Origin of the sequence: Shewanella sp. POL2, assembly GCF_000282755.1 — a bacterium.
Taxonomy (GTDB): domain Bacteria; phylum Pseudomonadota; class Gammaproteobacteria; order Enterobacterales; family Shewanellaceae; genus Shewanella; species Shewanella xiamenensis.
Genome location: NZ_AKZL01000003.1, coordinates 23,302 through 41,433, shown reverse-complemented (window position 1 = coordinate 41,433; position 18,132 = coordinate 23,302). Strand labels below are relative to the sequence as shown.

Below are 18,132 nucleotides of genomic sequence, written 5' to 3'. Positions count from 1 at the left end.
CCAATTGCTAAAGTCTGCGTCACTTAAGGTGAACCCCACTCGATAGCATCTTAAGTAATAAGTACTTAAGCTGATGTCGTACAGTTCTATTAAGTACAATATTTCGGTATGTAGCGCAGCCCGGTAGCGCACTGTCATGGGGTGTCAGGGGTCGGAGGTTCGAATCCTCTCATACCGACCAAATTCATAAACAATAAAGCCTGCAATCTTAATCAGTTGCGGGCTTTTTTGTGTCTGCTTGTTTATGCAAGGGTGGACTAACGGGGGACTAACGGAATTCAAAAATTCTTTTTCCAATTAGTGCTTTGCCTTAGTTTTATTAATGGCTGAATTTAATCTCAGCGTGTGGAACTTCGGTCCATTGCAGGTGATCCCGCACATAGATTTTGGTGGACTTGGCATCGGTGTGAGCCATCCGACCTTGAGGGTCAACACCCATATCCGAAAACAATCTGGCAGATAGCGCACGTATCTCGTGGAAGGTTGGGCGCTGGCTCATTTCTAAATGGTCGCACAGACCTAACTCATCCCTTAATACCGAAAAGGCTCTGCTAAGGTAATTAGGATCAAGCTGATAGCGGTGGTCTGTGGCCACACTTTGTTTATTCTGTTTGTCTGGTCGGCGATGAACCACATAAGGGCAAAGGAACCCATCGCGACTCTTATCGATAATGCGGGATTACCATTAGCGAGACGGCCGCCCCATGGCCGCTCTTTGGCATCCATGCCATCGCGGCATTCGTGAATCCATTCACATCAGACGGGCGAGCATCCACGGATGGACTTGAACAACATCCGTGTTTAACGGCCAGTTCGCCATCTGATAGGCAGGACGCCTGAATGTCGTACAATGCAGGGACGCATGAGAACGACCATGGCTCTCGTTCATAAGCTTAGAAACCCTAGGTTTCTATTCACCGTGTCGATGATCAAATACCATGGCTCATCATAAGCCAATACCAGCAAAACAGTTCTAATTCCTAACACGTAATCTCCCACTCAGCTTTATTTTAATCCTGTCAGTTATTCAACGCATTTCTAGCTTTGAATATTTCTACTACTTAAAAATCATATTCTTACAAAATAGGGGAGTGCGATAAGGGCGATGCCGATGGCGATAAGTAGTGCGAGATTGGTGACAAAATAAGGGTAAATCATCAGGGTGAGGCCGACGGCCAGAGGGATGGGGGCGGCTTGGCGCTTGCCGTAGGTGAAAAAGCCAAGATCAAAGAGGCCAAAGACTAAACTCCATAACAATAATGTTGGGTTATCAAACACCTTGAGCTCCTCTGTGATTAGCCTTGGTAAGCTCCAGCCTTTTACTCTGCCATATTGGTCAAACGATGAGCTAGTGCTGCGCCGCTGAATTGAGTCTACTGCTAAAACTCCTTTGGCGTAATTAAGCTTTATTCATCTTATTCGTTGCGTGAATACGCTATGTTAGTGCGCTGTTTTATTTACATTTTTAATACATTGAGGATTCAGGTTATAGCTCATATAACTCTAAGGGTAAGCCGTCGGGGTCGCTAAAGAAGCTGAACTTTTTACCAGTGTATTCGTCAATGCGGACAGGTTCGACGGCGATATCATGGGCCGTAAGATGCTCGATCGCCGTTTCAATCGATTCGACGCGAAAGGCAAGGTGCCTAAGACCGCAGGCCTCGGGATAGCTAGGGCGCTTGGGAGGATTGTCGAAGGAAAACAACTCGATTTGACTCTTATCCGGTAGTTGTAAATCGAGTTTGTAGGACTGGCGTGCCTCACGATAATGCTCTGCCAGCACGCTAAGGCCAAGAATCGTCACATAAAAGTGTTTGGACTTTTGATAGTCACTGCAAATAATCGCTGCATGGTGAATGCCGAGTAACATGGCTTGCCTCTGTACTGTTTAACTGATGTTTAGGCTAGTGTGTTTTAAAAAAGCCAGAGTCACAACGGTGTGTGACTCTGGCGCTAACCTAAGATTTTTATCTTACTTCGCTAGCTGGCTAATGGGCGAGTTCAAATATCGCGGAGGACAGAGGTGCTAGCTGCAACTGAACTTGACCTTCACCTTGTTCGACAACCAACTGCGCCGTATAGTCTTCCAGTAAATCCTTAAGCGGATAGGTTGCATCGGTTAACTGCCATTGCGCAATCAGAGATTGGGGCAGTTTAAGTGAAAATAACTTGGCTTGGGTTTGACTAAAGTTACTGACAATAATCAGCTTTTGGCCTTTGTTAGCGGTGGTATTGGCCTCAAAGCGGACAAAAGCGAAGGTTGCGTCATCATAACCCGTTGCGCTGCCATTGATTGTCTTATTGTTGGCCTTATTGCTAGCCTTTGCAGCCGCTACCTCGCTGCGGTTAGTTTCATCTAGCGAGTCATATTGCCCCAAGAGCGCGGGCGCATTTTTCCCCGTGCTGAGGTTCAATAGTTTTTGATAGTAGGTGCGCAGCGCGGCTTCTGTTGTTGTCGATTGGCCGCCATCAAATTTACCTTGATTCATCCAGCGCTGATGGGCAGGAACGCCCGCATAATCAAAAATACTGGTGCGCGAAGCATGGCCAAAGCCTAGGTTTTGCGTCGCCGCTTCACCTACTTCTTGACCAAAATAAATCAAGGTGGGTGAGGTACTTAAGGTTGCTGATACCACCATCGCGGGCAGGGCGTAGCGGGGATCGACCGCATCCGTTGACGCATTACCACTTAAACGACCTAAAAAGGCGGCATTGGCGATGCGCTGCTCGTCGTGGTTTTCTAAAAAATGCAGCATATGCGGGGCGATATCTTGCACTTTGGCCTGATCTGCGGCGATCTGCGCGGTACTTTTTTGCCCTGCCATAATGGCTTTGAGGGTGTCGTAAAGATCCACTTTGTCGTAGAGGTAATCCATTTTGCCGAGCTGAATATAGTCGCGATACAACGCGGGGTTATAGACCTCAGCTAAGATAAAAGCTTCGGGATGACTATGTTTTATATGACTATTTAAATAGCTCCAAAACTCGACAGGCACCATTTCGGCCATATCGTAACGAAATCCATCGACTCCCATCGCTAACCAATACTGGGCAATTTGATTGAACTTGATCCAAGAGTTAGGTAATTCACGGGTTCGTTGCTGCCAAAAAGCATAGTGCTGCTCGGTGCCGAGTGTGGCATAGCGTGGCGGTAGTGCGGGGAAATCATGGCTGCCATCGGGTCGGACACCGTAATTGATTTTGACGGTTTCATACCAGTCGTTCATATCTGGCTTGGCAAGGCGTGAGCCATTGCCCGTCCATTTGGCGGGGATTTCCTTAAATTGACCATCACTTAGGGGATGCGATTCACCGCCTAACGGTTTGAGGCTCTCTGGTAAATCGGGCACTTGAAAGCCAGAGGATTGCTTGTTATCAATCACATAGTAAAAGTTATTATGCTTTGCATATTCAAGGGTTTGATTATCGTCTTCACCAAAATCGCGCACGTCATCTGGCTTAGTGATGGAATGATAATTACGCGCCACATGGTTAGGCACTATATCGATAATTACCTTTAAGCCTTGCCTGTGGGTGCGCTCGATAAGTGCCTGAAATTCCTGTAAACGCTTGGTGGGATCAACCGCTAAATCGGGGTTTACGTTGTAATAATCTTTAACCGCATAGGGCGAACCGGCGCGGCCCTTAACCACATCGGGATCATCGTGACTAACACCAATCGCACTGTAATCGCCAATTAAGGCGTGGTGGGGCACTCCCGTATACCACACATGGGTAACGCCTAAGTCTTTGATACTTTTGAGCGCTGTGTCATCAATATCATTAAATTTACCCACACCGTTTTCGCTAATCGTGCCCCAAGGTTTATTGGTGGTGTTTTTATTGCCATAGAGTCGGGTAAAAATTTGATAAACAACAGGTTTGTACTTGTTTGCTTGCTCAGCATTGTGATGGGCTGGCAGGATTTCGCCTTCGGCCACATTTGGATTGGCAAGCAGGGTTTTAGCCGCCACTGAATCCAACGCGGTTGCTTGAGTGCTGATTACTGATGCTGCCATAGCGCAAAAGGTGCTAATGCTGCTGAGGGCCAGTAGGGTTAATCCCTGATGCCAGCGATAAGCGCGACGTTTACTGCTGTTAGATAATAGAAAATTCAACCTAGGTTCCTTTACTGACCTGGTGGCCAAACTGTAGGTTGGCCGCGCTGTTAGCTAAGCATGCTTAGCTGCTTGATTGAGTATGGGTTATTGATGATTGAGTTCAAGCAGCATGACACCGGCATTGGGCAGGGCAAGTGATTGATTAAGATTAATCTTATCTCCAGTGAGGACTGAATTCGCCGAGGTGTTGCCCGCCAATACCTTGCTAAAACGGCTTAACTCCAGCGTTTGCGCTTGGTCATTCTTGTTGTAAATCACCATCACTTTATCTGCATCGGCTTGATAGCAGGCATTGTCCGCTGCGACATGTTTTGCGACGCATCGAAATTGCACATAAATGCCGTTTTGCGGCACAAAGTGCAGTAAATCGCCCGTTTGCAGCGCGGCTGAATGTTTACGGTAATTGAGTAGGGGGCGCACAAACGCAAGTGCTTGCTGCTGTTTTGCGTTTAGCCCTTTACCGCTAAAACCGTTGACTTTGCTATTGGCAAAGCCACCCGGAAAATTGCTGCGCACTACACCGTCGTGGCGACCTTCGGTGGGGCTGGTCATCAATACTTCTGTGCCGTAAAACAGCTGTGGAATGCGTTTGGCCGTTAACACATAGGTGAGGGCAATTTGATACAGCGGCAGGTTTTCTTTAAGCAGACTATAAATCCGATTAGTGTCGTGGTTGCCTTCAAAGAGGACTAACTGGCTTGGGGTTGCATACACCACATCATTCGCTAACATCTCGTAAAGCTTGATAAAACCTGTGTCCCAACCTTCTGGCTCGTTGAGGCTTTCAACCAGCTTTTCATAAAGAGGAAAATCCATCAGGCTCGGCAAATCTGAGCTATAGCCATCGGCATTGATTTTGCCTTTTTGCCAATAGGCGACGGTAATGGGATTGGCGGTCCATTCTTCTCCGACAATATTAAAATGCGGGTATTCCGCCATTAAGGCTTTTGACCATCGGGCTAAAAAGGCTTTATCGGCGTAGGAGTAAGTGTCTTCACGAATGCCCGAAAGCCCCGCGTATTCCACCCACCAAATGCTGTTTTGAATAAGGTAAGTCGCAAGCTTTGGATTGCGTTGATTAAGATCGGGCATCGAATCGACAAACCAACCGTCGACAAAATCCCGTTTATCCTGCGTGTCGGCGTAGGGATCTTGCACTGTGGTGCGTCTATGACTGGTAAAGTTCGGGCTAGTAGAACTGGCCGCAGGAGACGTTGTGGCGTTTTTTGTATCGGGATGCTGCGGGACATTGAGCCAGTCACTGCTCGGTAAATCCTTTAGCCACCAATGGTTTGAGCCGATATGGTTAAGTACTACGTCTTTAATCACCCCTAGGCCACGTTGTTTAGCCTCCGTGACTAACCTTTGGTAATCCTGATTGCTGCCAAAACGCGGGTCGACCCGATAAAGATTGGTAATGGCGTAACCATGGTAGGAGTATTGGGCTTGGTTATTTTCAAGCAGTGGGTTGATCCACAGCTGAGTGACGCCCAGTTTGGCTAAGTAATCTAAGTGCTGGCGTATACCTTCGATATCGCCGCCATGGCGCCCATCGGAATTTTCTGGTGCTGCCTGCTCGAGCATATCGGCTTGATTGTCGTTACTTGGGTCGCCATTGGCGAATCGGTCAGGGGTGATAAGGTAAATCACATCTTTATTGCTAAAGCCTTGGCGCTCACTGCTGCCATCAGCCCGTGCAGCTAAAGTGTAGGGCACTCGAAAGAGCTGCTTATCGCCAGCGAGAATGCGGATGTCAAAGGTCTGCGGTTTGGCTTGGTGCAAGTCTAAATTGATAAACAAATAATGGGGATTATCCGTCTGTTCAATCCCTTCAAACACCACATCTTTGCCTGCTATCTCAACCTTAAGCTGTGTTGCATCCGCAGGCAGGGCACTGCTGTGCAGCATTAATTGCAGCTTTGGATTATGCATGCCCGCCCACCAAGATAGCGGTTCGAGAGTTAAAGGATCTGTTGAATTGACTTCACTAGCACTGAGATTGGCTGATAATAACGCTGTAGAATCAATTGTACCCGCTTGAGTATTCCAGCTGATTAAAAAGCTAATACTGAGTAGTAGATGTCGTCGTGTGAAGATCATAATTGTTCCTTATTCATTGCCAAGTATTGACACTTTTAGGCTTCTTTACTTGATGAGGCTTAAACTAGTTGTGCTAGATACTGTTCATGGGTTGGCATATTACTCACGGTGTTTTTGATTATCACTTTGATATTGCTTAAAAATTCAGTTAAAGCCTCAGGGGCGACTGTGTTTGCGAGTGGATTATAATCTGTAGGGATGATTCCCTGTCCTAACATCACTTGAATCCAAGCGGCTTCCGTAAAGAGTTCATCCTTGTGCCTAAAAATAGCGCCCGTTTCGCTAAAAAGGCTGATCTTCTGTTGCAAGCTTTTAGGTATCAGCATTTGCTGACAGGCGCTCCATAGCGTGTCGGTATCTGAGTTTGAACGTTGGTTTAGGTAATAGTGCAGGATAATAAAGTCGCGAATTTGTTCGAATTCGAGCTGAGATTGCCGGTTAAACTCATCCACAGTTGCTTGGACTACACCTTGGTGGGGAAACAATTTAGTTAAGCGAATGATGGCCGATTGCACTAAATGAATGCTTGTAGATTCAAGAGGTTCTAAAAAACCACTTGAGAGACCTATAGCAACACAATTATGCTGCCACTGTTTAAGCCTACGGCCAGGAATAAAGGATATTTTTTTCGGCTCAGCGAGAGGTTTACCTTCAAGTGTCGACAGTAGTTTTGCTTTTGCCTCGTCATCACTCATATAGCGGCTGCTATAAACGATGCCATTTCCTGTTCTGTGTTGTAGCGGGATCCGCCATTGCCAACCAGCCTCATGGGCAATCGAGCGCGTGTAGGGTTTTATTACACCACCTTTTTCACTGGGCACGGCGAAAGCACTGTCGCACAGTAGCCAATCTTGGTAACTCTCATAGCCAACATTAAGTGTTTTTCCTATTAATAGGGCAGCAAATCCTGAGCAATCAATAAAAAAATCACCGTGAACAGATTTACCAGACACCAGTGTCAGATTGGCAATATGGCCATTATCTAGGCAATTTACCGCTTCAACTTTACCTTCAATGCGTTTTACGCCAGCTTTTTCGCTGTATTGTCGTAGTAACTGAGCGTAGCAAGCAGCATCGAAATGATAGGCATGGGTTATACCCGCCAAAGGTGAATGGGGGATTTGTTCAAGTGATTGGAATTTATTACTGATCGCGGCTCGATAATTGAGGGAATAATCCCAAAATGCGCTTATTTCCTGTGGTTTAGCACTTAGCCAATAATGGTGAAATTGCGTAAATCCTATATCTTTACCAATATTGCCAAAGGCATGCATATAGTTATCACCCTGTTTGCCCCAGTGTTCAAATTGAATACCGAGCTTAAAAGTGGCGTGGGTCGCTTTGATAAATTCGTTTTCGGGGATCCCTAGAACACTGTTGAATAATTGCAGTGGTGGAATAGTGGCCTCACCTACACCAATGGTGCCAATATCTTCTGACTCTACGAGAGTAATGCTAAGGGTGTGTTTAAATAATTTTGCTAATAATGCGGCCGTCATCCAACCCGAAGTGCCGCCACCTACAATGACAATATCTTTGATTTGACTCATGATCTAAGCCCTTTAGTTGATGTTTAAGGCTGATGACTCAATGGGAAATTACTGATAATTGAACAATAAAGAGAAAAGCCTCTGCAGTAGATTGCAGAGGCTTGGTACGTAAACGATTAGAACTTGTAGTTAGCGCCTAACATAAAGTTACGACCATAGTTTTGATAATCACGCACTAAACGTTGATCAGAACCGAAGTAAGACGTAAAGGGTTCATTGGTTAAGTTGTTGACTTGGAAAAGAACAGACAGACCATACAATGATTCAATTCCACTTTCGCTAAAGTCATAGCTGACTTGGGCATCGACCACTGTTTCCGCTTTAATGTTGACGTTTTCACGTTGCAGACTGATCTTAGTTACTTCACCGAGGAAGTCACTGCGGTAACGTGAGCTGATACGCGCTTCAAAGCCTGAGTTTTCATAATAAACTGTGGCGTTAAAGGTTTTTTCAGACAAGCCAGGCAGGGTTGTGGGTTCGCTCGTTGGTGTTTCTTTCACTTCACTGTCATTGTATGAACCACTCAGTACAGTACCAAAGCCACCGAGCACATCAGCGAACATGCCAAAATCTACTGAAACGGCAGCCTCAATCCCTTGAACATAACCTCCTTCACCATTTTGAGGTTGGTCGATATTACCAATCGGGTTGTCTGTTGGCTTTTGTGGGAATAGGGTGCTGAAATCAAATTCGGTAAATTGATTGTAAACGTAGTTTTCAAGATCCTTATAGAATACGGCGACCGAGAAATACCCTTGATCACTGAAGTAGTTTTCATAACCTAAATCATATTGACGGGCTAACCAGGGACGAAGTTCAGGGTTACCCGCGTTACCATTCCAGTTAAGATTGCCACTACTTGGATTGGCTGTATAACTGTAGTTCAGGTTGGCATTCATTTTATCCATACGTGAACGGGTTAGTGTACGCGCAGCTGCAAAACGCACCACTTGGCTATCGGCCACTTCAAAACTTAAGTTCAAGCTTGGCAGCCATTCAACGTAGGAGTCACCCGCGGTGCGTGGTGTTAAAATTACTTTGCCGGCTTCTACAGTGGAAACAGTCCCATCCGACGACTGATCAGTATGAACTGCCTGAAGGCCGGCGTTACCCGTGAATGGAATACCAAAGACTTCAGATTCAAGATTTGCTAATACGTAACCCGTAGTAACTTTTTCCTGTACCGCCCAAGAATTAGTCGCGCGGCTTAAATCCACATCGGCGACGTCTGTTTCGATATAGTTGCCATCGTTGTAGAACGCTAAAGAGTCATAACTTAGCACATTGCCCATGCCAAAGAAGGCGAGGGAGGTCGGATCGAGTAAATACTTATCGGGTACTGTCATGGTGTAATCGGCAGAACCATCATAGCCTTTGAGCGTTAAATAATAACCTTTGTCGACTTTGGTTTTATCACGATCGGTCCGGTTTACACCAAATTCTATACTGCGAACTGCGCCACCATCGAGAATGTATTCGGCACTGAGACGCAAAGAGGTGAGTTCATCTTCAATTTCAGGCTTGTTAATAAAACCATCCTGAGTATTGGCGCCAAGCGGGCTGCCCCAACCGAGAGGGTCACCAAGTTTGATTAGGTTTTTATCTGCATAATCAATATTATGATCAAAAACATATCCACCTTTGCCATTATAGGCAAAGCTTAAATCATCCACAGCGCCTACGCCTGTTCCGCGGCCAGTACCCGAATAGCTCTCCATACCAATATCGGTACGGTTGGCTTTAGATAAGGAGACATCAGCTTCAAGGTTCCAACTATCATTGACGCTGAATTTGTTGTTCCAACCGAGGGATAAAGAGTCCGCGTCACGTTTGTTGACATCGTTACGTACAACCACTTCAGCGCCTTTGATTACACCTTCAGTCACCAGACCATCGACAGTCGTAGTGGCAACAACGCCGCCATTGGTGCCCCAAGCCGCAGGGATCTCAATACCACGTAGGCGTTGGTCGTCCACAAACTTGGAGTAGTACAGATCTAGAGTCGAGTGGAATCGCTCATTAGGGGCATATTCTACTACTGCAAGTACGCCATCACGCTCTAATTCACTAGAGCGAACAAAGGGTTTTGCACCACCTAATACACTGTCACCATTAGCATTATCTGGATAACCCCAGGCTTGCCAACGTTCTTCTTGGTTGGGAGACATCATGCGGGCATAACCAATGGCGACACCTAAGGTATCATCGGCAAATTGGTCAATATAAGAAATACTTCCGCGGTAACCTTTGTCGTCGGAGCCACTGTTGAGTGCGCCCAGGTCGTTCATTTCACCGCGCACTGCTACCGCAATCGTTTGTTCACCATGTGAAAGAGGGCTAATGGTTTGCATATCAACGGTACCGCCAATAGCTTGTGCCATTACCGATGCATCTGGTGTTTTGTACACGACGACACGGTTAAGTAATTCGGATGGATATTGGTCAAACTCAACACTGCGGTTATCGTTAACTGAGGCTTGTTCACGACCATTGAGTGTTGCTGTGGTAAAATCGGGTCCCATTCCGCGAATCGAAATCACGTTTGCACGACCATCTAAACGTTGTGCAGATACACCAGGAAGACGGGCAAGCGATTCGGCAATACTCACATCAGGTAACTTACCAATATCTTCAGCAGAAATCGCTTCAACGATAGAAGAAGAAGACATTTTTAACGATTGGGATTCTTGCAAGCTACGGCGAATACCAGTCACCTGAATGACTTCTATATTTTCGTCTTTGGTTGCTGTCGATTGTGCAGTAGTATCATCTGCTGCGTAGGAGTGCATACTGGCGCCTGCAGCAACAAGTGCTAAGGTCAGCAAGCTGGGTTTAAATCGCATCATTTCTATCTTCCCCTTGAAGTCGCTTTTAACCGCTTATGTAGAGCGTTTTATCGTTATTACCGCATTGTTTTTGCGGCCTTTTTTGGTATTCGGCGCTTAATTGACTGCATAAGTGCTGCGTTTATGACCAAATTGTTATGCAACGGTGAAGATACTACTCCCGCTAATCTTGGGGTCACAATATAGTGCATACGTATTCAATAGCTCATGCACCCGCTAAAACTGGGGTTATGGGGAAAAAAAGTCCAATTTTATCTCCAGCAAATTTAGTATAACACAATGTTAATAAAGGGTTATTTTGTTATTGGTTAGACAGGTCTGATGATAGTGCGCTTTGCATACGTATGCAGGTGTATTGAACCTTATTTCCTTCTTCACGTATGCTCGCTGTCACAAATACAAGCCGTAGCGCCTTTACTCCGCAGTAACATTGCTGTAACTGCCTGTTAGTGAGTTTTTGGGTTAGCTCGCTGAAGAATAAGGATAAAGGGGCATTATGAGTGAGTTAACCTGGTGGCGTGGCGCCGTAATTTATCAAGTCTATCCACGCAGCCTTTTAGATACCAATGGTGATGGCGTAGGCGATCTTCGCGGGATCATCACTAAGTTAGATTATATTGCCAGCCTGAATGTGGATGCCATTTGGATTTCACCCTTCTTTAAATCCCCTATGGCCGACTTTGGTTACGATATTAGTGATTATCGCGAGGTCGATCCTTTATTCGGTTCGATGCAGGATTTCGATGAGCTGATTGAAAAAGCCCATCAATGCGGTATTAAAGTCATTATCGACCAAGTGTTAAGCCATACCTCGGATCAACATGCGTGGTTTATCGAGAGTCGTGAGAACCGTACCAATCCTAAGGCCGATTGGTATGTGTGGGCGGATCCGAAGGAAGATGGTACCGCACCCAATAATTGGCTAGCGATCTTTGGTGGTTGCGCTTGGGAGTGGGAACCGCGCAGGCAACAATATTATCTGCACAACTTTTTGCGCAGCCAACCCGACATAAACTTCCACAATCCTGAAGTACGTCAAGCCGTGTTAGATAATGTGGAGTTTTGGCTGAAGAAGGGCGTCGATGGTTTCCGCTTAGATGCCATTACCTTCTGTTATCACGATGAGCAGCTTCGTGATAATCCGGCAAAACCCAAGGATAAACGCCAAGGGCGGGGATTTAGTGAAGATAATCCCTATGCCTATCAGTACCATTATTACAATAACGATCGCCCACAAACGATTCAGTTTATTGAAGAATTACGCCAACTTATCAATCGTTATCCAGGCGCTGTGACCTTAGGTGAAGTTTCTGCTGAAGACTCACTCGCTGTAATGGCTGCCTATACCAAGGGCGAAGATCGCTTACACATGGCTTACAGTTTTGAGTTGCTGACCGATGACTACAGTGCCACTTATATTCGCCAAACGGTAGAAGCGCTGGAAGGCAGTATTGGCGATGGCTGGCCCTGCTGGGCAATCGGTAACCATGATGTGCAGCGGGTAGCGAGCCGTTGGGGGCGCGGTAAGCAAATACCCGATATGGTGAAAATGCTTAATGCGATGCTTTGTTCGCTGCGTGGCAGTGTCTGTAGTTATCAAGGGGAAGAGCTTGGCTTAACCGAAGCACCAATTGAATTCCACGAGTTACAAGACCCTTTCGGCAAAACCTTCTGGCCGATGTTTAAGGGGCGAGATGGTTGCCGTACTCCCATGCCATGGGAGCAACATGCAGATTTTGCAGGCTTTAGTCAAGTAACCCCTTGGTTACCAGTGACAAGCGAGCATCGAGCTCTGGCTGTTGATGTACAAGAAGCTGACCCCGCATCTATGTTACATAGCTATCGTCAGTTCCTTGCATGGCGCAAAGGTTATCCTATTTTGATTGAAGGGGAGATTGAGTTTCTCGATGCGCCAGAGCCGTTATTGGTGTTTGTGCGTAAACTTGGGGAACAGAAGCTATTGGTTTGCTTCAACCTATTAGACTCTGAGACTCAGTTGTCGCTAGCAGGGCTTAAGTTACAGCAAGAATTAACCGGACATGGTTTAAAAACCGCACACTTGCAGGGTGATAACTTGATATTTTCAGCCTATGCCAGCTTCTATGCACTATTGGTCTAGTTGGTTGTATAAGTTAGCGATCTTCCTGCTATGGCCTCAAACAAGCAGTGACAACTCGATTGTTACTGCTTGTTGTTTTACGCAAACGCCTAAGGGACATACCCTTTAGATAATAAAAACATGATTAGAGAGCACAACTATGGCGTCATCTATTAACACCAGCAGCCACACGACCAGCGTCAGCGGATCGGATAATGGCAACTACCGTTTTGCGCTAGTATCACTGACTTCACTGTTTTTTATGTGGGGATTTATCACTTGTTTAAACGATATTCTGATCCCCCACCTAAAAGCTGTTTTTTCACTCAATTACACCCAAGCGATGTTGATCCAGTTTTGTTTCTTTGGGGCTTATTTCTTGGTGTCTATTCCAGCTGGCCAACTTGTTAAACGACTTGGCTACCAAAAAGGGATTGTCACAGGCTTAGTGATTGCCAGTATCGGCTGTGGCTTGTTTTATCCTGCCGCATCCCTTGCAACCTACGGTTTATTTCTCGGCGCACTTTTTGTGCTTGCCTCAGGCATCACCATTTTACAGGTGGCAGCCAACCCCTATGTCAACGCCCTTGGTAGCGCAGAAACTGCATCGAGCCGTTTAAACCTGACACAAGCTTTTAACTCACTTGGCACCACAGTTGCGCCGTTTTTTGGGTCTATTTTGATTTTATCGGTGGCGGCAACGGCGTCTTCTGAATTAGCGCAAGCCAATGCCGAGGCGGAAGTCGTTAAACTGCCTTACTTGTTGCTCGCCGCAGCTCTTGCCGTACTTGCCATCATTTTTGCTAAGTTAGATTTGCCGGTGATCCGTGAACATACTGAAACAACTGGTGGGGTTCAAACCCATTTAGGTAAAACCAGCGCACTACAAAGCACGCATTTAGTGCTGGGCGCAGTGGGGATTTTTGTCTATGTGGGCGCTGAGGTTTCTATCGGTAGCTTCTTAGTCAACTTCCTTGGTGAATCACACATAGTCGGTATGCCAGAAGAACAAGCGGCCCATTACATCGCCTATTACTGGGGCGGCGCGATGGTCGGACGTTTTATTGGCTCGGCTGTGATGCAAAAAATCCCCGCAGGCACAGTGCTTGCATTCAATGCCTTTATGGCGGCATTGTTAGTGTTGGTGGCCATGACAACCAGTGGCAGCATTGCCATGTGGGCGATTTTGGGCGTGGGATTATTTAACTCAATCATGTTTCCGACCATTTTCAGCTTAGCACTGCGAGATTTAGGTCCCCATACTTCTCAGGGCAGCGGTATCCTCTGTTTGGCCATTGTGGGCGGTGCGATTGTGCCATTATTGCAGGGCGTGTTAGCCGATAACTTAGGCATCCAACTGGCATTTATTCTGCCTGTGGTGTGCTATGGTTTTATTCTATTCTATGGTGCTCGGGGCTCCAAAATGTAAGAGCATTTGAGTGTTTTATGAAAGCGATCCCTGTGATCGCTTTTTTATTGGGCTTTTGCGGTGCTTAATAGCAACTGAGCATCTGTTTACTTGCGTATTCGTGCCTGACCTCCTATGATCCCTCGGTTTTATTACTCACGGTGACCTGTAAATGTTGAATTCTCCGCTTTCTGCCAGCTCGAATGAATTAGTGATCAATATCTTAGCTATGGTGCTAAGCGAAGGAAAACCCTTAGACCGGGCTTATTCTCAGCATTTTTCAGGATTAAAGTTAGTACCCGCCGAGCAGGCGCGGATCGCGACTGTAACGGGCGATATTCTACGCCGCTTAAATCTTTACTGTTTCTTAGCCGACATCAAGCCGGAAGAAATGGCGCGTTTAGGCTCAAAGCTACTTAATGTGTGGCACTTATTTCACGCGCTGGAACTGCCTAAAATGCAGTACTCACTGCCAGTGGATACTGATGATTTAGCCGCGCGTATTGAACAGGCTAAAACTAACCCCGTACTTTGGGACGGTTGCCCGGAATGGTTAGATACCATGGGACATGAGCAGTTGGGGGCTTCGTGGGAAAAAGAGCGCGCGGCCTTAAGCACGCCACCTAAACGTTTCCTGCGGGTTAATGGTTTAAAAGTCACCCGTGATGAATTAACGCAAAAATTAGCGGCCGAATTTGTCTCAACTCAAGCGGTCGAAAGCGTTGATTCTGCCCTTGAAGTGACATCGGATTCGGCACTGTTTCGTACAAATAGCTTTAAAGATGGCTTATTTGAGCAGCAAGATGCGGGCTCACAACGGGTAGCCGCAGCGCTCGATGCCAAACCGGGTATGCGAGTGATTGATGCCTGCGCTGGTGCTGGCGGAAAAACCTTGCATATTGCTGCACAAATGCAAGGTAAAGGTCGTTTGTTAGCGATGGATGTGGAGCAATGGAAACTCGACAATCTGAAAGAGCGCGCCCGTCGTAATGGTGCCCACAATATCGAAACACGGTTAATTGTCGGCTCTAAAACCATTAAACGCTTAAAACTTAGCGCCGATCGCGTCCTGCTCGATGTGCCCTGTTCTGGCCTTGGGGTATTAAAGCGTAATCCCGACGCCAAATGGCGTGATACCGCTGAACGTTTACCTGTGTTGATGGAACTGCAAAAGCATATTCTCAGCAGTTACAGTCGCATGGTGAAGGTCGGTGGCATTGTGGTGTACGCGACTTGCTCGATTTTCCCCTGCGAAAACCGCGGTCAAGTGGATGCCTTTTTAGCTGAAAATCCCAATTTCCGTTTACTCGAGGATGAAACGATCAGTCCAGCCGATACTGGTTTTGATGGTTTTTATCTCGCAAAGCTTGAACGCATTCAAGAATAAACCGCAGTATATTCGCCTAATTTCCTAGAGGGTTGACGCTTCGAGATTACATGAAGTGTGCCCTTGCTAGAGCATGCTCGCGAAATGCGCTGTGATGTATGGTTGTTCTTATGGGAGGTCGAGTAGTTTTAAAAGACTTTTAGTGTAGGGACTTGCAACCCAATTGCGGCAAAAATAACCCTTTAACGTCAATATTCCTTAGACTAAAGCAACCTTTGGTTACACATCGAAAGGTTGCTTTAGCTTGTTTATACTCCTAAAATTCACTTCTAATTTACAAAGGTTAATCACCTTAGTAATGTCGTTAACTTACACGCTAACTGACAAGGGTACTATGGACGAAGGAATGCAGGTTGTAGGTGCGGTTGGTAAGTTAAGTGTCCCGTTTAATCAAAACGTTAGCCTCGAGTGTTACAACGGTATTCTTTCAATGCTGCTCAATGGTGCGCCATTGGCAGAAATTCTCCATGCCTTAGTGTTAAAAATTGAAGATCAACGCCTTGGCACCCACGCCTCGGTCTTATTGCTCAGTGAGGACGGTAAAAGAGTGCTCATGGGGGCCGCGCCCCATTTACCTGATAGTTATAATCAAGCTATCCATGGCGTCGAAATTGGCCCTGAGGCCGGTTCCTGTGGTACCGCGGCCTATACGGGGGAAAGGGTGATTGTTGAGGATATCGAACATCATCCTTATTGGGCCTTGTATAAATCCTATGCACTTGTTCATGGATTAAGAGCTTGTTGGTCTGAACCTATTAAAGATTCTCAAGGTAAGGTGCTTGGCACCTTTGCAATGTATTACAAAGTCATTAAATCCCCAACGGCTGCGGATTTAACCTTAATTGCTGAAGCGGCAAGACTGGCGAGTTTAGCCATAGAACGTAGTCGATCGCTGGAGTTTCAGCGTCTTGCAGTGAAAATATTTGATCGTTTACCCCTAGCACTGGTGATCACTAATGAAAAGCATTCGGTACTTTATGCCAACGATGCTTTTAAACTGATGGTTTGGCCACAGCCTGAGCCTATTTTAGATTTTAATCCTGAGCTGTTTTTCTCTCCCTCTGAGCCCCATGAAATTGCTTCCCTCTTTAACCATCTCTCTGAGGGGAAGATGTGGCAGGGTGAACTGGTCGGTCTGCGGAATAATGGTGAAACCTTTTATCTCGATTTAACCGTAACGGTTTTTCGTGAACCCCATAGTACAGATAATGGGTTTGCGTGGTTATTTTCTGACGTCAGTGAGCGTAAAAAAGCGGCTCAGTTAATCAAATATCAAGCGAATAATGATTCCCTGACGGGACTTGCTAACCGTAATGCCTTGTTTAGACAAATCCAAGAGCTTATTTGTGCCGATAGCCTAACGCCTGGCTTTAGCTTTATGTTGATGGATTTGGATAACTTTAAACAAGTAAACGATACCTACGGTCACGACAAAGGCGATGTCCTCTTAGTGCAGATGGTGGAACAGGTTAAAACTTGTTTGAACGAGCAGGCGGTGTTTGCACGTTTAGGTGGTGATGAGTTCGCCATCCTACTGCCAGGGGTTGTGACTCAAAGAGAGTTGTCGCAACTCGCTGACAAGATCAATAAGCAGGTTTATCGACGTTATGAATTATCCCTCGATAAAGGCGTTTATAGCTCAGTGAGTATTGGTATTGCGCGATTCCCTGAAGATGCCCTCGATTTAGAGCAACTGTTAAACTGCGCTGACCAAGCGATGTATATCTCGAAGGCGAATGGCCGTAATAGATATCATTTTTTTACCGAGCAAATGCAACAAAATGCAGAGCGTATTGCTAATTTACACACGCTACTTAAGCAAGCATTAGAGCAAAAAGCTTTCGAGTTGTACTTTCAACCGATAGTCGATGCGACAACGGGGCTCATTGTGCGTGCCGAGGTGCTACTGCGCTGGCAGCATGAAGGACAGTTTATTTCCCCCGATGAGTTTATCCCCATTGCTGAAAACAGTGGTTTAATTGTCAATATTGGCCGTTGTGTACGCCAAGCTGTGATGCAAACCATTATTGAAATGCAAGCGCTCGGTTGGCCGATGAGTTTAGCGATTAACGTGTCGACCTTTGAATTTTGGTCTCATGAGTTGCAGGATGAGTTTTGTGATTCGTTCGCCGATATTATTGAAGGTTTAGGGATAGAGGATTTTCCCTATGAGTTGATCACCTTGGAGATCACCGAATCCCTGTTAATGAAAAAACATACTCATTTAATTCAAGTGCTTAATGAGTTACGTGGTCGAGGTATTAATATTTCCCTCGATGATTTTGGCACGGGTTATTCTTCGTTGTCTTATTTAGCGAATTTCCCTATTGATCAAATTAAGATCGACAAGAGCTTTATTGACAGGCTCTCGGAAGGTGAGCGACATCTTGCCTTGATTGAAGCGATAGTACGCTTAAGTCATGCACTTAATCTGCGAGTCACGGCGGAAGGGGTTGAAACTCAAGAACAGCTTAAGGTAATGATGGATAACCATATTCAAGAAATTCAGGGTTATCTATTTTATAAACCCATGCCCAAGGCAGCATTTTTTGAATTACTGGCGAAACAAGCGGCCATGTCGCCGCGTTGATCATCATCACTATGTATCATCTCAAACAATAA

General features: G+C 46.0%; 11 protein-coding genes and 1 tRNA gene. 5 read left to right on the top strand and 7 right to left on the bottom strand.

Annotated features, from left to right (window positions below; all coding sequences use genetic code 11):
• The first annotated feature begins 104 nt into the window (after positions 1-104).
• Positions 105-181, top strand: a tRNA-Pro gene (locus SHEWPOL2_RS01320).
• Between the two features lie 138 nt (positions 182-319).
• Here the strand turns inward: SHEWPOL2_RS01320 and SHEWPOL2_RS23075 are convergent.
• The 7 genes from SHEWPOL2_RS23075 to SHEWPOL2_RS01285 form a co-directional block, all read right to left on the bottom strand.
• A complete protein-coding gene (locus SHEWPOL2_RS23075; RefSeq protein WP_239642725.1) occupies positions 320-595 on the bottom strand; it encodes a hypothetical protein in 276 nt (91 codons plus the stop codon).
• A gap of 473 nt (positions 596-1,068) precedes the next feature.
• Positions 1,069-1,278 (bottom strand): hypothetical protein, encoded by a 210-nt coding sequence (locus tag SHEWPOL2_RS01310; RefSeq protein ID WP_037425252.1) that lies wholly within the window; start codon positions 1,276-1,278, stop codon positions 1,069-1,071.
• A 208-nt stretch (positions 1,279-1,486) separates the two neighbouring features.
• The gene (locus SHEWPOL2_RS01305) at positions 1,487-1,870 is read right to left on the bottom strand and encodes a VOC family protein (RefSeq protein ID WP_037425249.1); all 384 of its coding nucleotides are present in this window, start codon (positions 1,868-1,870) and stop codon (positions 1,487-1,489) included.
• A gap of 118 nt (positions 1,871-1,988) precedes the next feature.
• Complete coding sequence (locus SHEWPOL2_RS01300) at positions 1,989-4,118, bottom strand: alpha-amylase family protein (protein ID WP_037425246.1); 2,130 nt, start codon at positions 4,116-4,118, stop codon at positions 1,989-1,991.
• Between the two features lie 87 nt (positions 4,119-4,205).
• Positions 4,206-6,221: a glycoside hydrolase family 13 protein gene (locus SHEWPOL2_RS01295; protein ID WP_239642724.1), complete on the bottom strand. Its 2,016-nt coding sequence runs from the start codon at positions 6,219-6,221 to the stop codon at positions 4,206-4,208.
• 59 nt (positions 6,222-6,280) lie between these two features.
• Positions 6,281-7,771 (bottom strand): tryptophan halogenase family protein, encoded by a 1,491-nt coding sequence (locus SHEWPOL2_RS01290; RefSeq protein WP_037425243.1) that lies wholly within the window; start codon positions 7,769-7,771, stop codon positions 6,281-6,283.
• 116 nt (positions 7,772-7,887) lie between these two features.
• Positions 7,888-10,617, bottom strand: a complete 2,730-nt coding sequence (locus SHEWPOL2_RS01285; RefSeq protein ID WP_037425240.1) for a TonB-dependent receptor — start codon at positions 10,615-10,617, stop codon at positions 7,888-7,890.
• 496 nt (positions 10,618-11,113) lie between these two features.
• Between SHEWPOL2_RS01285 and SHEWPOL2_RS01280 the strand changes: the two genes are divergently transcribed.
• The 4 genes from SHEWPOL2_RS01280 (at position 11,114) to SHEWPOL2_RS01265 (ending at position 18,100) form a co-directional block, all read left to right on the top strand.
• Positions 11,114-12,736: an alpha-glucosidase gene (locus tag SHEWPOL2_RS01280; protein ID WP_037425237.1), complete on the top strand. Its 1,623-nt coding sequence runs from the start codon at positions 11,114-11,116 to the stop codon at positions 12,734-12,736.
• A gap of 139 nt (positions 12,737-12,875) precedes the next feature.
• On the top strand, positions 12,876-14,144 hold the full coding sequence (locus tag SHEWPOL2_RS01275) for a sugar MFS transporter (RefSeq protein ID WP_037418202.1): 1,269 nt from the start codon (positions 12,876-12,878) through the stop codon (positions 14,142-14,144).
• Positions 14,145-14,295: 151 nt separating this feature from the next.
• Entirely contained in the window at positions 14,296-15,510 is a 1,215-nt protein-coding gene (locus SHEWPOL2_RS01270; protein WP_037418205.1) for an RsmB/NOP family class I SAM-dependent RNA methyltransferase, read from the top strand.
• A gap of 334 nt (positions 15,511-15,844) precedes the next feature.
• Entirely contained in the window at positions 15,845-18,100 is a 2,256-nt protein-coding gene (locus tag SHEWPOL2_RS01265; RefSeq protein ID WP_037425234.1) for an EAL domain-containing protein, read from the top strand.
• Positions 18,101-18,132 lie beyond the last annotated feature (32 nt).

Coding starts and splice junctions, on each gene's coding strand:
- SHEWPOL2_RS01305 (WP_037425249.1), bottom strand. CDS start 1,870: ATGTTACTCGGCATTCACCATGCAGCGATTATTTGCAGTGACTATCAA.
- SHEWPOL2_RS01295 (WP_239642724.1), bottom strand. CDS start 6,221: ATGATCTTCACACGACGACATCTACTACTCAGTATTAGCTTTTTAATC.
- SHEWPOL2_RS01290 (WP_037425243.1), bottom strand. CDS start 7,771: ATGAGTCAAATCAAAGATATTGTCATTGTAGGTGGCGGCACTTCGGGT.
- SHEWPOL2_RS01285 (WP_037425240.1), bottom strand. CDS start 10,617: ATGATGCGATTTAAACCCAGCTTGCTGACCTTAGCACTTGTTGCTGCA.
- SHEWPOL2_RS01280 (WP_037425237.1), top strand. CDS start 11,114: ATGAGTGAGTTAACCTGGTGGCGTGGCGCCGTAATTTATCAAGTCTAT.
- SHEWPOL2_RS01275 (WP_037418202.1), top strand. CDS start 12,876: ATGGCGTCATCTATTAACACCAGCAGCCACACGACCAGCGTCAGCGGA.
- SHEWPOL2_RS01270 (WP_037418205.1), top strand. CDS start 14,296: ATGTTGAATTCTCCGCTTTCTGCCAGCTCGAATGAATTAGTGATCAAT.
- SHEWPOL2_RS01265 (WP_037425234.1), top strand. CDS start 15,845: ATGGACGAAGGAATGCAGGTTGTAGGTGCGGTTGGTAAGTTAAGTGTC.